This window comes from Nocardiopsis sp. TRM 82005 (genome assembly GCF_056312425.1).
Genome location: NZ_JBWDTQ010000012.1, coordinates 17,266 through 32,538 on the forward strand (window position 1 = coordinate 17,266; position 15,273 = coordinate 32,538).

Here is a 15,273-nt window from a genome sequence, read left to right on the forward strand (position 1 = left end):
GTCGTGCTTCACGAGCGCAGAGGCGTAGCGAGAGGCAGCCCGGTGGACGCGAGCCCGAAATGATGCAAAAAACACGACCTAACCTTCGTGGCCGCGTTCGGGGGGCTCTGGGAGGTAGCCCTCCGCGGAGAACCAGTCCAGGAACCGGCCGACGAACGTCGCGTCGAGTTCGGCGCAGGCGACCCCCGACCCCCGAAGCGCGGCGTGCAAGTTACCGGCCTCGAAGAGGGGCCTGCTTCCCTCGTAACCCAGGTCCTCGGCTGGAAGCCGCTGGCCGAAGAGTGGCAGGAAGCGGGCGAGCTCGTTGTCCTCCCCGCGCTCGACGGCCTCGCGTAGCCTCTGGTACCAGACCGGGTAGGGCAGGCTCTCGATGGGATAACCGTGGGCGGCGACGAGCCCGACGAAGTCGTTCCAGGTAATGCTCCGGGCGCCCGGCAGGTTGAAGATCGTGTCCGAGTGCTCGCCCCCGAGCGCGATGTGGGCGACCGCGGCGGCGCAGTAGTCCGCGGGGACGAGCTCCAAGGTGGCGTCGAAGTCCAGTGCCGCGCCGAGCTGGATGCATCCCTTGATCGCCGCGTTCAGGAGCGTGTCAGTCGAGCAGGCGCCGTTGCTCTGGCTGCCGACGATCAGCCCCGGGCGATAGACGCAGGTGGGGACGGCGCGCTCGGCCGCCTGCGACATCATGGAGTCGCCGACCCACTTGCTCTGCCGGTAACCGCCGACGACTCCCTCGGGATCGGGCACTGGGGCTTCGGCCCAGCGGGAGTGCCCCCGCTCTCCGGGGTAGACGGCCAGCGACGAGATGTAGTGCACCGGTTTGACTCGGTACCGGCAGGCCAGGCGCAACACCTCCAGCGTGCCCAGTGTGTTCACCGGTTTCAGCCTCCGGTAGGGCAGCGCGTAACTCGACGAGGCACCGTTGTGGATGATCATCTCCACCCGTGCGCTGAGCTCCTCGTAGGCGTCCCGGTCCAGCGCGAGGTATGGGCGGGCGAGATCACCGAGGACGAGGGAGATGCGTTCTGTGTCCCCCTCTCGCGCGACCCCGTACCGACGCATCGATGCCACGACCCGTTCCCGGGCCTCCGCGGCGTCGGCGGCGCGGACCAGGACGTGCACGCGCGCTTGCGAGCGGTCGATGAGTTCACGAAGGAGGAAGGCGCCCGTGTACCCGGTGGCACCGGTCAGCAAGACCTCGCGGTAGGGAGCCCGCGCCGGGGGGAGCACACCCGGCGCGGGGGCGACGTCCTCCGGCAGTCGGGCCTCGTCGAGGAGCTGTTCGGTGGGAATGCTGCGCGGGTGCTGGCGCGGCCCCGCCTCCTCGACCGCGGATTCCGAGCCCAGCATGAGCGCCAGCCGTGCGACCGTCGGGTTGTCGAAGATCTGGCGGACGTTGACTGACGCCCCCGAGTCCGAGCGAAGACGGGCCGCCATCTGGGCCGCGGCCAACGAACCTCCGCCGAGGTCGAAGAAGTCGTCGAAGGCTCCCACCCGGTGAACGCCGAGGATGTCGCACCACACGGCCGCGACGCGTTCTTCCTCCAGGGTTCGGGGCGCGACGTAGGACCGGCCCCGGTGCGCCTCGCGGTGGGGCTCGGGCAGCCGGTCACGGTCGACCTTGCCGTTCGGGAGCTTGGGCAGCTCGTGGAGCAGGACGAACTCCTTGGGCACCACCGCGCCGGGCAGGCGGGAACCGGCGAACTCGCGCAGCCGTCCCCGCAGTTCCTTCATGGCCGTCGAAGGCAGGGGTTGGTTGGTCAGGTGTTCCACCTCGGTCATCGCCCTTCCTGTCCGGTCGTACCGACCGCATCGAACACGGCGTCGAAGCGTCCCGTGCCTGGCGCGCCTCCCGGGGCCAGGTGTGTCCGCCGTCCAACGGCCTCCCCCAGCAGGGCCACGTGTTCGGGGTCGACCGTCTCGGCCCCGTCAGCTCCCCACACACGCCTTTGCAGTTCCCATGCGTCGACGCCGGACAGCCCCTCGTTCAGAGCCGCCACCGAGGCCCGGGGCCTGGCCAGGCGACGGTCGGGTATCCCCGTGACGGTGACCGCCTGGTCAGCGGAGGCATCCGCCACCAGGAGCCGGAGCTTGTCCAGGGGCGCCCCGTCTTCGGGGGCCGCCAGTTCGCGCCAAGGCACCACCGCTCCGGTGGCCGCTCCACCGCTGGCGCGGTCGCGCCCCAACAGGGTCACGTCGTAGCGGAACCGTGCCATCTCGGTGTGGTGAGAAGCGCGTTTGAGCTCGACCAGGACGCCCCCGACCTGGGGAGACGTCTCAGCGAACCGCCGGAAGAACCGGGCGTCCACGCACAGTTCGCTCTCGTCGGAGCAGGCGCGCGCGACCGCGGCGGCGATCTGGTCGCCTGGTGTGAGCGGATTCGAGGACTGGATGGCCGTGTCGGCGTGGAATGCCTCCAGTAGGCGGAGATCACGCACGTCTCCGATGAAGACCGCGCCCCCGGGTCCCGCGACCCGAACCGCATCCTCCAGTACCCGTGACAGGTATTCGGGGCCGGGGAAGTACTGGATGACCGAGTTGAGCACGACGACACCGGAACCGGTGGAGTCCAGTTCGGCGAGCGTGGCCGCGTCCCCCTGATCGAGCCGCACGCGTGCGCGGCCGTCCCCGGGGACCCGCCTCGCCGCCGTTTCGAGCGCCGCACGCGACGGCTCGACCCCGTGGTAGGACGAAACGCGGGGCAGGAGGTCCTCCATGAGCAGGCCGACACCCATCCCGACGTCCACGATGCTCCCGGTTCCCAGACCACTGACGCGTTCGACCGTTCGGTCCAGCCAGTCGCGCATCTCGGCCGTGGGGATCGGGGCTCCCGTATAGCTGCTCTGCCACCCTGAGAAGTCCTCCTGGCCGGGGACGGCCTTTCGGTCCTCCTCCGCGGAGCCGTCGTAGGTCCGGTCCCACACCTCGCTCCAGGTCCCGATGTGGGCCTGCTCGACCTCCGCTGTGTTCTCCAGCGCAGGGGCGACGTAGGCCACGAGCTCCGGGGACTCCCCGTGGCCGGGGAAAGCGGCCACCGCCGCGGAGGACACGTCGGGGTGCAGGGAGAGGATGCTCTCGATCTCGTCAAGCTCGACTCGGTGCCCGGCCACCTTGACTTGCCGGTCCCCCCGTCCGAGGAACTCCAGCCGGCCGTCGACGCGCCACCGGCAGCGGTCACCCGTGCGATACCAGCGACCGCCGTCGGGGGCGGTCACGAACCGTTCCTTGGTCAGGTCCGGACGGTTGAGGTAACCGTCGACCACGCCTTCGCCACCGATCCACAGCTCTCCCTCGACGCCTGGGGGGAGCGGGGTGCGGCCGTCTTCAGCGAGCACACGGAGCAGGGTGTTGGCCACGGGCCGCCCGATGGGCAGGGCCTCCTGTCCGGGAGGGCCCTCCAGCTCGTGCATGGACGAGTAGACGGTGGCCTCGGTCGGGCCGTACCCGTTGATGATCCGTGTTCCTGGAAGCTCGCTCACCAGCCGCGCGGCGGTTCCCGGCGGAAACACCTCGCCGCCCAAGAGCACCGCCCTGGCCCCCCGCATGGCGTTCAGCGCGCCGGGCCTGCTGACGACCACTGCCATGAAGGACGGAGTGGCCTGGACCAGGGTCACCCCTTCGCGGAGGCAGAGCTCGGCGAAGGAGCCGGGGCCGTCTCCGGGTTCGAGGCGGCCGATCAGCCCGGAGTCGGCCATGACCACCGTCGCTCCCCGGCAGAGCGGCCAGAGCAGTTCGACGGTGGAGATGTCGAAGGACATACTCGTCAACGCGAGAACGGCGTCGCCGGGTCCCATCCCGATCCGCTCGTCCATGCCCGCGAAGAGGTTGACCAGATTGCGGTGGCGTACCTGCGCCCCCTTGGGTGCACCGGTCGAGCCAGAGGTGTAGAGAACGTAGAGGGGATCCGTCGGCGCGGCCGACCCGGCGACGTGCCCGTACTGGGCACGCCGGGCCTGCTGCTCCAGGCCCTCCCACCTGATCACGGTGCGCGCGGGCAGCCCCTCGCCGTCGGCGCTGTCGGTGACCAGGCAGTCGAGTCCGGCGTCCTCCGCGACGTGGCGTAGCCGCTCCGCGGGAAAATCCGGGTCCAGGGGCACGTAGGCGGCGCCGCTGCGCGCCACCGCGACGAGAAGGACCATCAGGTCCAGCCCCCGGCCCAGGTTCAGCCCGACCCGTCCTCCGGGTGAAACACCGTTCTCCCGCAGGCGGGCCAGGGCGTCGTCCGCCGCTTCCACAAGCTCGGCGTAGGTGAGCTTCCGGTCCGCGTGCGTGACGGCAACCGCGTCGGGGGTCTCGGCCGCCTGCTCGGCGATCAGCGAACCCACGGTGGCCTCCTGGTCGAAGGGGACCGCTGAGGTGCCCCACTCCCGCAATCGGCCCACCTCCTCGGCCGGGCTCAACGACACGTCGCGAACGTCCGCGTCCGGGTCCCACACGAGCGCGCGTACGGCGTTGCCGTAGTAGACCGCCAACTGCCCGCACAAGCCCTGGTCGAGCTGTGAGGTGTCGCAGTCCAACCAGAGGTCGAGGCGTTTCCGGTCGGCGTCGATCAGGAAGTTGACGGCGAGCGGAAAGTTGGTGTCGGCCGCACCCAGGCTGTTCACCCGGGCGGGGTCGAATCCCAGTTGCCGGTGGAAGTCCATGAAGTTGACATAGGAGTCCAACTCCAGGTCGCCGTGGTCGTCACGGATCCTCGCATACGGGTACCTGCGGTGGGGCGAGGTCCTGCGCTCCCATGCGTGGACCTCCTTGGCCAGGTCCAGCCAGGACATGCCACCGGCCCGGAGGCTCAGGGGCAGGGTGTTGAGGAATACACCGATCGCCTCGTCGCCTCCGGCCTCCTCCAGACGGGCGTTGGCCACGACGCCGGTGACCACGTCCTCACTGGCTTGGACGAAGCGCACCACCGCCACGTGCGCGGCCGCGCACAGGGCTTTGACCGGCACTCCCGCTCTCCTGGCTCCGGCGAAGAGCTCCTCGGTGTCGGCGTCCGCCAGAGGCACGGTGTAGCGGCGGTGCTCTGGGGCGCCGCGCCCCGCTCCCGCGGTGGCACGGGGCAGCTGTCGGGGGGAGGCCTGGGAGAGTTCCTCCCGCCAGAACTCCCTGTGGGACTCATCGTTCTCGGCTCGGCGCTCCGCCGCCACGAAATCCCGGTAGGTGGAGGGGACGGCCGGAAGGAGCAGGTTCTCCCCGAAGAGCCGGGCCCGGTAGCGCTCGACGATCTCGTTCATCATCCCGGCGTCGCTCCAGCCGTCGAGCACCGCGTGGTGTTCCACTACGGAGAGCTGGAAGGAGTCCGGGCCGAGCCGGTGGGCGGTGAAACGCAGAAGGGGAGCGCGGGTCAGGTCGAAGACCTGGTGCTTGGCGGACTCCACCCAGCGGCGCAGATGGTCCTGCTGCTCCTCACGAGCACGGCCCGACAGGGAGTCCCTGCTCTCCAGCGGCACCTCCACCACCCCGTGGACGACTTGGAGCGCTTCGCTGAAGCCGCTGAGGTGGAAGGAGGTCCGCAGCGCGGGATGCTGGTCCACAGTCGCGGTGAGGACCTCGCGCAGAAGGTGCTCGTCGAGTGCCAGGGGCACCTCGATGCTCGCCACGACGCGGTACACCGACGTGTTCTCGCCGTCGTCGGAGTGGTAGAGGATGCCGAACTGCATCCGGCTCAGCGGATAGGCGTCCACCGCGCCCTCGGGGAGAAGGGCGCGGTCCTCTGGAGACACGAGGTCGAAGGGCTTGGCCCCCTCCGTACCTGACAGGCCCTCTCTGGGCCTGACGACTGAGGCCAACAACCGGATCGTGGGCGCTTCGAAGATCTCGGCGACGCTGCATGTCAGACCGCGCTGTTCCAGGGCGGACCGGGCACGGATGCAGTGCATCGAGTCGGCGCCCAGCGCGAAGAACGAACTGTTGACGTCGACGGCCCCCAGGCCGAGGACGTCGGTCCAGACCTCGTGCAGCCGGTGTTCGACGTCCCCTTCCGGCCGTGTGAGGGTCTCGGACGGTTCCGTCACCTCGGCGGATATGGACGACAGCTCCTCCCTGTCGATCTTTCCGCTGGTCAAGGTCGGGAACTCGGAGACGACTCCCACCGTGGCCGGAACCATGTGCTCAGGCAGGTGCTCGCGCGCGTGGGCCAGTATGTCCTCGCGCGTGAGCTCCCGCCCGTCCCAGGGGACGACATGCGCCAGCAGCCTGTGCCCGCCCCCGTCGTCCTTCGGGGCCAGGACGACGGCCTGGGCGACGGAGGGGTGTGCGAGCAGGACCGACTCGATCTCCCCCGGTTCCACGCGCATTCCTCGGACCTTGACCTGGGAATCGAGCCGTCCGAGGAAGTACAGGATTCCGTCCGGGCTCAGGGTCGCCGCGTCCCCGGTGCGGTAGAGCGTGCCCGCACCGAAGGGGTTGTCGACGAAGGAACGCTCGGTGAGGCCGGCCCGGTTCAGGTATCCGGTGGCGACCTGGACACCGCCGATACAGAGTTCCCCCGGGGCTCCGAAGGGCACGAGGGCGCCATAGGCGTCCAAGACGTGGAGGACGGTGTTGGGTACCGCCCTCCCGATCGGAACCGGGGTCCCCGTCCCCTCGGGTGCGCACTCCCACTGGGTGACATCGACGCTGGCCTCGGTGGGCCCGTACAGGTTGTGCAGCCTCACCGGGGGGTCGGAGTCTCCGTAGAGCCGGTGGAAGCGCTCGACCGTCTCCGCTGAGAGCGCCTCACCGCTGGCCATGACGTGCCGCAGGGATCCCAGGCCGGCAGCGGCGGGTTCCGCCAGGAACAGGTCCAGCATGGAGGGAACGAAGTGCAGGACGTCGACGCGGTGCCGCCGTACGATATCGGCGATCGCCCGCGGATCGCGGTGCGCGTCAGGCGGCGCCAGGTGCAGCCGGGCTCCGACCAGCAGAGGCCAGAAGAACTCCCAGACGGAGACGTCGAAGGTGAACGGGGTCTTTTGGAGAACCGTGTCCTCGGGACGCAGGTCGTATTCCTCCTGCATCCACATCAGGCGGTTGACCACCCCCCGGTGCGGCACGGCCACCCCCTTGGGCTTGCCCGTCGAGCCGGAGGTGTAGATGACGTAGGCCGTGTCCTCCGCGGTCGCCTCACACGTCCCGGGCGGCACACGTGGCAGTTCGGGAAGGACCGTGTCAACGGCGATGGAGCGGTCCGCGAGGAACGGAAAGCGTCCGAGGAGTCCGGAGTTGCCCAGGAAGGTGTGCACACCAGCGTCCTCGGCGAGGAAGGACACCCGGGACGGCGGCAGGTCCGGGTCGACCGGCACGTAGGCGGCACCGGACAGCAAGACCGCCAGCAGTTCGACGATCAGGTCCAAGGAGCGCTTGTCGCATACTCCAACGATCGCCCCCGGCCCCGCTCCGCGTGACCGCAGACGCGAAGCGAGCCGCCAGGCGCGGTCGAGGAGTTCCTCATAGGTGAGTGACTCCCCCTCCACCTGGGCGGCGACCGCGTTCGGGGTGCGCCGGGCCTGGGCTTCGATGAGTCCCCCGAGACTCCGCCCAAGCGGGTAGTCGCGCTCAGGGCCGCGCCCGGCCTCCAGGACCGCCCGTTCGTCCTCGGCCTCCATGAGCGGGAGGGAGCTCAAGGGCCGGTCCGGCCCGGTCAGACAGTGACGGAGGAAGACGAACAGGTGGTCCTCCTGGGCCGCCAGTTCCTCGGGCGAGTACCGCTCGGACACCGCGTCCATGACCAGGGTCGTGGCGGAGCCGTCCTGCTCCAGGAGAAAGTTCAGGGAAAGGTCGCGGACAGGCCCGGCCGAGAGGTGGTGCACGGTGGCGGGGACCCCGCCGAAGGAGAGCTTTCCTTGCAGGTTCATGCAGTTGACCGTCACACCGGCAACGCTCTGCCCGCTTCCGGCCAGGCCCAGATCCGCGTGGAGGTCCTCCCCCCGGTAGCGCTGGTGCCGCATCACCTCCTTGAGCCGTTCGGTCACCCCCTTCACCAGGTCCGCGAACGTGTGCCCGCGCGGTGCGTCCACGGGCAGCGGCAGTTCGTTGGCGAGCATGCAGGGCGTGGACCGCGCCGCCCTGCCCACCCGGGCCGGGACGGGGAGGTTGAGGACGGTCTCCGTGCGGGTGGTGATCCGGCAGGCGTAGGCGCCCACCACGGCCAACAGGACGGCGGAGGGTGTGGACGAGCACTTCGACGCGAGGTCGTGCAGCGCCCTGCTCTCCTCGTTCTCCAGGTGGCGCACCCGCCGGAGCACTCCGCTCCGGGTTCCCCGCGACCGCTGGGACAGGGTGGGCAGGGGCGTCCGGTCCGACATGAGTTCGAGCCAGTAGTCCCGGTCCGCCCCTCGCCCGGCGGATTCAAGGTAGGCGCGATCGTCGGCGACCAACTCCGCGAGCCCGGCGCCGCGTCCCTGCTTGGGTTCCCCGCCGGCCGCGAGCGCCGTGTAGATGTCGGCGATCCTGCGAAGGTGCAGGTTCTGACCGAACCCGTCCATCACGATGTGGTGATAGCGCAGATAGAGGATGTGGCTGGATTCTGACTCCCGGATCAGGACATGACGCACGAGCCGGCTGTCGCCCCCCAGGCTGACTGCTCGTGACATGTCGGCTGACATCCACTGTTCAGCGCCGGCCCGGGGGGATTCGTCTCCGCTGACGTCCAAGTACTCCAGCCCCAGGCCGGAACCGTCCTCGACCCGCTGCCGACCGTCGTCGAACCTCACACGGAGTGGTTCGGCTTCCTCCAGAGCCCACCGGACGGCCTCGCTCAGGTATTCGCGATCGATCGGCCCGTGGATTCTGATGTATCCCCCGCAGTTGAACCGAGATCCCTCCGCTTCGATCTCCTGAGCCGCCCAGACACCGCCTTGGGCGGACAGCATCGAAAGAGAGCCGCGATCAACATTATTCCCCATAAAGAACAACTTCCCGACTTATGACTCAACAGCAAAACTAGGGCCAGAAAAAGAAACAGAGTCGTCCGGAACTTTTCGCACAGCACATCAGGACCCCTGAAACACAGGGGTTGAGAAATCCGCGCTTTACTCAGCACCAAGGCTAGGCACCGGGGACACGCCTGTGAAGCCCCGGGCCTCCTCTTCGCAAATACCAGGGGAGGGAGTTTTTCATTCCCCCTGGCCAAAGCCACAGGGAACCCGGTGTCCACATCCGGACACCGGAAAAATACCAACGCCCCTCTCTGAACGTGCCAGCTCAAAGAGTCAACAGAAGCTGTCAGCAGGTCAGAGGATATTGACAGCGCTTTTCAGCGTACTTCACGGAGTTTCAGTGCCGGGGCGGCACCAGGATTGGTGCATTCTCGGCAGGTGGAGGTGTTTGCGCTAGTCAGGACGGACCGCCCAGCCCCAGAGTACGGACGAGGACCCCATAGGGCACCCGCCGGGACGCGTCCGAGATCGTTGCCCCGCCCGCGCTGACAACAACATCAGGGTGACCACTTGGTGTACTTCTATGCGCGGAACACGCCATCTTCCGCACGGGATATGGGACAGAGGCCGCCATGCCCCTGTTCAGGCCATCAAACACGCCGATTCCACAAGACCGCTGTGTTCGAAGCTCGCCGTGACCCGCGACCGGTCGAAGAAGACGCACTGCTCCGATACCAGCGGGACGGGCAGGAGCCCCTGACCACCGGGCCTCGAGGCCGTCGGCGATCAGCCGGGCGGCGCACGTGTCCGGGCCGTTCCGGGGACGCCTTGCCACCAGGCATCCCGTGGCCATACGTTTTGCGGTGTTCGTGAACCACCGGGTTGGAGAGCCATGAAGATCCTTGTCGTGGGGGCCGGAGCGGTCGGCGGCTATTTCGGCGCACACCTGGCGCAGGCGGGCCAGGACGTCGACTTCCTCGTCCGGCCAGCGCGCGCCGAACTGCTGCGCGAGCACGGCCTGAGCATCCACGGCGTGGACGGCGGGGTGGAGACGGTACCGGTCTCCGCCGTCACCGCCGACCAGCTGGAGGCCGGATACGACCTGGTGATCGTGTCCGTGAAGTCCTACGGGTTCGACGCCGCGCTCAAGGACCTGGCCCCGGCGGTGGGGCCTCGGACCGTGGTGCTGCCCCTCCTCAACGGCATGCGGCACATCGACACCCTGGTCGAGCGCTTTGGCGCCGACCGCGTCTACGGCGGGGTCGCCATGGTCATGACCCGTCTGGATGAGCGGGGCGAGATCGTCGAAGTCGGCAGGATGGGCCAGCTGATCTACGGGCCTCTGAGCGAGCGGCCCGTCATCGGCTTGGACGACGTGCACGCGGCGCTGGACACCGGAACCCACACCGCCACGCCCACCTTCGAGATCCGCCAGGAGATGTGGCACAAGTGGGTGTTCCTGGCGAGCCTGGGCGCGTGCACCTGCCTGATGCGCGGCCCCATCGGCCGCGTCAACACCGCGCCGGGCGGACGGGAGTTCACGTCCGGGGTGTTCGAGGAGGCCATCGCCGTGGCCACCGCTTCGGGCCACCCGCCCAGCCAGGAGGCCGGTGACCGGGCCAACGCCACCATCGCCGACACCACGGCCACGACCACGACCTCCATGTACTGGGACCTGACCCACGGCAATCCGGTGGAGGCCGACCACATCATCGGCGACCTGGTCGCGCGCGGGCGCGAACTGGGCGTGCCCACGCCGCTGTTCTCCCTGGCGTACACCCATCTGAGCGTGTACTCCGCCCAACGGACCTGAACGGCCTCCCCGGGGCCGGTCAGGCCCCCCGTGCCCCCGCCCCGCCGCCGTCCCCCGGGGCCGGGACGGTCTCGCGGCGCATGTGCACGAGTGGGAACGGCCGCCCCTCCCCGTCCACCGGCGAACGCCCGGTCTCCTCGAAGCCCAGTCTGGCGTAGAAGCCTCGCGCGGCCGGGTTCTGCCCGTTGACGTCCAGTGTCAGAACCGGGTGCCGTTCGGCGGCCCAGCCGATCAGGTCCCTGCCCACTCCCCGGCCCCGGACGTCGTCATGGACGAACAGCATGTCGACGTGGTGGCCGTCGAGGGCGATGAACCCCACCGGGCGGCCGTCGGCCGCCACGGCGACGTGCGGTGCGCGGCCGGGCACAAGGGGCGGCGAGGGAACCCCGGTCAGTCCCGGGCGGAGCGTTGGGCGATCTGCCGCTCCACGCCGTCCAGGAGCCAGGACAGGGCCTGTTCGAAGGCCCGCATCGGGGCGGGCGGCGAACGCAGGCGTTCGACGGCGGGGAAGCGGCCCGCCTGGATCCTGCGGGTGGCCAGGTAGGACTCCTGCACGGTGGCCCAGGATCGGCCGTCAGGATCGGTCCAGCGCTCGGCCCGGTCGGCGGCCACCACCCGGACGACGTGGCCGTGGACCAGACCGTCCACCGCCTCCACCACGGCCAGTGCCTCATCGGCACTCAGGCCGGTGCCGTCGAAGACCCGGACGGCCGAGTCGGTCCAGGCGAAGCCGTTGGGCCCCACGAACTGGCTGGAGGTGATCTCGAGCAGCCAGGGGTGCTCGCGGAAGGCGGCCATGTCCTCCCGGACCCAGCCCTCGACCTTCTGCCGCCAAGTGCCGGGACGGGTGTGCGGCAGTGGGGCCTGGGCGATCATCGTGTCGCTCATCAGCGCCAGCAGGGTCGCCTTGTCGGGCACGTAGGTGTACAGGGTGGCGGCTCCCACCCCTAGGCGGACGGCGACCTTGCGCATGGACAGCGCCTCGACGCCCTCGGCCTCGGCGACGGCCATGGCCGCCTCGACCACGCGCTCCACGGTCATCTGGTGGCGGGGGCCGCGTCTGGGCTGCCTGAGCCCGGTCCACAACAGGTCCAGGGTGGTCTCGATGCTCTTGTGCGTGGTGCTCACTCGACCCCCGTTGCCGAAACTCCGTACACCGTTCTACATTAGTCGAACAGCGTACGGAGTTTTGAGGAGGCCCATGTCCCGCCCCGAACCGCCTCGAGCCCGCGGCCCCCTGGTCCGGGTCGGGTTGCTGGTCGCCGTGTTCTCCCTGGCCGGTGCGGCCACCACCGCGCTGGTCGGCGCCCTGCCCACCGAACCCGACCAGCCCCTCGGACTGTCAGTGCGCTCGGCCGCGGCCCTCCTGGTGGTGCCGCCGCTGGTCTGGTTCCTGTGCCGCGCAGCTCGGACCACCCTGCCCGAGATCGGCCTGAGTACCCCCGGCCGGGCCTGGCAGCCCCTGGCCACCGCGACGCTGACCTGCTTGGCCGTGGGCGCCCTCATCGTGGGCGCGGCCCTGCTCACCGGGTCAGCCACCCTCGACACCCGCGCCCTGGCCCCGGCCGCGGTGACCGCCCTGCTCCTGGCCCCGCTGGTACTGACCGCCCAGATCCTTCCGGAGGAACTGGTCTTTCGCGGCTGCGTCCAGTACGTGCTGGGGTTCCACCTTTCCCAGATCGCGACGCTCCTGACCCAGACCGCCCTGTACGCCGGTGCCCTCTCCCTCGTGCCGGGTGGCGCCGAGGAGCTGCCCGACCTCGTACTCCTCGGCTTCTACCTCGGACTGCTGCGCCAGGTCACCGGCGGGATCTGGGCCGGCGCGGGCGTGCGACTGGCCCTGACCGCCACCGCCGTCGTGCTGCACGGCAGCGGACTCACCTTCGCCGGGAACGCGCAGGCCTGGGGCCTGGGGCTGGACGTCGGCAGCTGCCTGGCCGTCTACGTCGTGATCCGCTTCATGTACACCGCGCGCCCCGGTCTGGTCCAGTTCCCCGGCGAGCAGGACAGCCTGCCCCGCGGGAGGATCCCCGTCCGCGGCATCCTGTACGACACCGGCTCCAGCTACGTTCCCGGCCAGCACTCACGCGCGCGTTGGAACCCCGACGCGGTCCGTGAGGAGATGCGCGTCATTCACGGGGACCTGCACTGCACGACCGTCTCCCTGTTCGGCCGCGATCTGGACCGCATGGAACAGGCCGCCCGTTTCGCGCTGGAACAGGGCCTGGACGTGTGGCTGCAACCCCGGTCCATGGACGCCGGGCACGACGAGACCGTCGAGCACGTGGGCCGGACCGCCAAGCTGGCCGAGCGGCTCATCAGCGAGCACCCCGGACGCGTCGTTCTCTGTGTGGGCTGTGAACTGAGCGTCCTCCACCGCGGCATCCTCCCCGGGCGCCACATGGGTCATCGTCTACTCGCCCTGTACGTGTTCGGACTGTTTCCGCCCTACCTCAACCGGCGGCTCAACAAGCTACTGCGCCGACTGGCCGCCACCGCACGGAAGAGCTTCTCCGGCCCCCTCACCTACGGGTCGGGGGTCTGGGAGGCGGTGGACTGGACCCCCTTCGACATCATCGGGGTGGACTACTACCTCGACGAGACCACCCGGGGCAGCTACCGGCAGGGACTGCGCGCCCTCGGCCGGCTGGGCAAGCCGGTGGTGGTCACCGAGTTCGGCTGCTGCTCCTACCGGGGGGCCGAGGCCCTGGGCGGCTCGGGCGGCGACCCCCTGGACTGGCGGGACCTCGACGACCGGCGGATGCGCGGCGACCTGGTCCGCGACGAGGGCGTCCAGGCCGACACGATCGAGCGGATGATCGACGTGTACGAGACCGAGGACGTACACGGGGCGTTCCTGTGCATGTTCGTCGAGGGAGACTGCCGCTACTCCCCCGACCCGACCCGGGACTGCGACATGGCCAGCTTCGGGATCGTGCGCCCTCCCAGCCTGGAATCGGGGCTCTCCCCCGACGACGGCCACTGGGAGCCCAAGGAGGGCTTCCACGCCCTGGCCCGCCGCTACGCGGCCGACCCCGCGGACCAGGACTGAGAACCGCCGCCCGGGGCAGGGCCCGGGCGGCGGGGCGGCTCAGCGGCCGCCCACACCGCCTGGGCACCTTGAGGCGGGTGGTTCCACCCGTGAGGCGGCCTCCGGCCCGGCCCCGTGTCCGGTGTCAGGCCAGCTGGCGCAGGGTCTCGGCGACCGGGGTGGTCGGACGGCCGATCAGGCGGGAGAGCTCGCCGGTGGCGATGGACAGCTCGCCGTCGCGGATGTTGGCGTCCAGGGCGGCCACGAAGCGCGCGGTGTCCTCGTCCAGCCCGGCACCGGTCAGGGCCGCCACGTGCTCCTCGGTGGTGAGGTCGCGGTAGAGGACCTCGCGGCCGAGCAGCTCACCCAGGGCCGCGGCGAGTTCGGCGTGGGTCCACGCCGTGTCGCCGGAGAGCTCGTAGACGGCGCCGGCGTGCGCGTCGGAGTCGCGTAGCACGACCGCGGCGGCCTCGGCGAAGTCCTGGCGCGAAGCGCTGGCGACCCGCCCCTCGCCCGCGCTGCCGACGAAGGCGCCGGTCTCACGGGCCTGGTTCAGCTGCTGCTCGAAGTTCTCGTTGTACCAGCCGTTGCGCAGGATCGTGTACGCCGGGCCGGAGGCGGTGAGGATCTCCTCGGTGGCCTTGTGCTCGGGGGCCAGGACCAGCGTGGTGTCGGTGGCCTTGGACGCGCTGGTGTAGACGACGTGTCCGATCCCGGCCTTGCCCGCGGCCTCGATCGCGTTGCGGTGCTGGTCCACCCGCTTGCCGACCTCACTGCCGGAGACCAGGAGGAGGGTGTCAGCGCCCTCGAAGGCGTCCCTGAGCGAGGCGGGGTCCCCGAAGTCGGCGCGGGCGGTACGCACGCCCCGGTCGGCCAGACCGGCCAGCCTGTCGGTGTCGCGCCCGGTGGCGGTGATCCGCTCGGCGGGGTGGCCCTTGGCCAGGAGGTCCTCCACGACGAGGCGGCCGAGGTGGCCGGTGGCACCGGTGATGACGACGCTGCTCATGACTTCCTTTCCTTCGGCCGGTCTCTCCGGCCGTGCGAGAGTGGCAACCTCCCCGCTCATCAGCACATTCCAAAAGTCGTGTACCCACCTTTTGGTAAGTTGGCCCCATGACCTTCCCATCCGAGTCCGCCCCCGCCTCCCCGGTCGGGGGCCAGGTGCTCTCCGCCGCCTGCCCCTCCCGCCGGCTGCTGGGCGACATCACCAGCAAGTGGGGCGTCCTCGTCCTCATCTCCCTGTCCGAGGGCCCGTCGCGCTGGAGCGAACTGCTGCGGACGATCGGCGGGATCAGCGAGAAGATGCTCGCCCAGACCCTGCGCACCCTTGAGGAGGACGGCCTGGTCCTGCGCGAGGCCAGGCCGGTCGTCCCGCCGCACGTGGTCTACAGCCTCACCGAGGAGGGGCGGCAGGTCACCGGTCTGCTGGTGCCGCTGGTGGAATGGGCGCAGGACCACGCCGGAGACACGAAACCACTCCCCTGAGGGGGCTTCGGCGTCACCGACCGCAGGCAACGAGAGGGGAGTCCATGGATTCCGCGAGCGAACGTACCGGGGAAGCACCGCCGGAGGCCGGT

The 15,273-nt window shown here is 69.9% G+C and carries 8 protein-coding genes; 3 read left to right on the plus strand and 5 right to left on the minus strand.

Going from position 1 to position 15,273, the window contains the following annotated elements; all coding sequences use genetic code 11:
• Positions 1-78: 78 nt before the first annotated feature.
• Together AC0T5L_RS09360 and AC0T5L_RS09365 are read right to left on the minus strand one after the other, a co-directional pair.
• Positions 79-1,779 carry a thioester reductase domain-containing protein gene (locus AC0T5L_RS09360; RefSeq protein WP_476165010.1) on the minus strand — a complete coding sequence of 567 codons (1,701 nt, stop codon included), beginning with the start codon at positions 1,777-1,779 and terminating at the stop codon, positions 79-81.
• Positions 1,776-8,846 carry an amino acid adenylation domain-containing protein gene (locus AC0T5L_RS09365; protein ID WP_476165011.1) on the minus strand — a complete coding sequence of 2,357 codons (7,071 nt, stop codon included), beginning with the start codon at positions 8,844-8,846 and terminating at the stop codon, positions 1,776-1,778. The genes AC0T5L_RS09360 and AC0T5L_RS09365 overlap by 4 nt, the downstream gene beginning before the upstream one ends.
• Before the next feature lie 898 nt (positions 8,847-9,744).
• On the opposite strand from AC0T5L_RS09365, the gene AC0T5L_RS09370 reads away from it, so the two are divergent.
• On the plus strand, positions 9,745-10,665 hold the full coding sequence (locus tag AC0T5L_RS09370) for a ketopantoate reductase family protein (protein ID WP_476165012.1): 921 nt from the start codon (positions 9,745-9,747) through the stop codon (positions 10,663-10,665).
• Between the two features lie 19 nt (positions 10,666-10,684).
• On the opposite strand, the gene AC0T5L_RS09375 is transcribed toward AC0T5L_RS09370, so the two are convergent.
• Both AC0T5L_RS09375 and AC0T5L_RS09380 read right to left on the minus strand, forming a co-directional pair.
• Positions 10,685-11,032, minus strand: coding sequence for a GNAT family N-acetyltransferase (locus AC0T5L_RS09375; RefSeq protein ID WP_476165013.1), 348 nt, complete (start codon positions 11,030-11,032; stop codon positions 10,685-10,687).
• 23 nt (positions 11,033-11,055) lie between these two features.
• Complete coding sequence (locus AC0T5L_RS09380) at positions 11,056-11,793, minus strand: TetR/AcrR family transcriptional regulator (protein ID WP_476165014.1); 738 nt, start codon at positions 11,791-11,793, stop codon at positions 11,056-11,058.
• Between the two features lie 73 nt (positions 11,794-11,866).
• Here AC0T5L_RS09380 and AC0T5L_RS09385 point away from each other — a divergent pair, with 73 nt between their 5' ends.
• The gene (locus AC0T5L_RS09385) at positions 11,867-13,717 is read left to right on the plus strand and encodes a CPBP family glutamic-type intramembrane protease (protein WP_476165015.1); all 1,851 of its coding nucleotides are present in this window, start codon (positions 11,867-11,869) and stop codon (positions 13,715-13,717) included.
• A gap of 124 nt (positions 13,718-13,841) precedes the next feature.
• Here the strand turns inward: AC0T5L_RS09385 and AC0T5L_RS09390 are convergent, their stop codons facing one another.
• Entirely contained in the window at positions 13,842-14,702 is an 861-nt protein-coding gene (locus AC0T5L_RS09390) for an SDR family oxidoreductase (RefSeq protein WP_476165016.1), read from the minus strand.
• A gap of 107 nt (positions 14,703-14,809) precedes the next feature.
• On the opposite strand from AC0T5L_RS09390, the gene AC0T5L_RS09395 reads away from it, so the two are divergent.
• Entirely contained in the window at positions 14,810-15,181 is a 372-nt protein-coding gene (locus tag AC0T5L_RS09395) for a winged helix-turn-helix transcriptional regulator (RefSeq protein ID WP_476165017.1), read from the plus strand.
• Positions 15,182-15,273 lie beyond the last annotated feature (92 nt).

Bases quoted from the DNA above. Each gene is read 5' to 3' on its own strand.
- AC0T5L_RS09385 (WP_476165015.1), top strand. From the start codon at position 11,867: ATGTCCCGCCCCGAACCGCCTCGAGCCCGCGGCCCCCTGGTCCGGGTC.
- AC0T5L_RS09360 (WP_476165010.1), bottom strand. From the start codon at position 1,779: ATGACCGAGGTGGAACACCTGACCAACCAACCCCTGCCTTCGACGGCC.
- AC0T5L_RS09370 (WP_476165012.1), top strand. From the start codon at position 9,745: ATGAAGATCCTTGTCGTGGGGGCCGGAGCGGTCGGCGGCTATTTCGGC.
- AC0T5L_RS09395 (WP_476165017.1), top strand. From the start codon at position 14,810: ATGACCTTCCCATCCGAGTCCGCCCCCGCCTCCCCGGTCGGGGGCCAG.
- AC0T5L_RS09390 (WP_476165016.1), bottom strand. From the start codon at position 14,702: ATGAGCAGCGTCGTCATCACCGGTGCCACCGGCCACCTCGGCCGCCTC.
- AC0T5L_RS09365 (WP_476165011.1), bottom strand. From the start codon at position 8,846: ATGCTGTCCGCCCAAGGCGGTGTCTGGGCGGCTCAGGAGATCGAAGCG.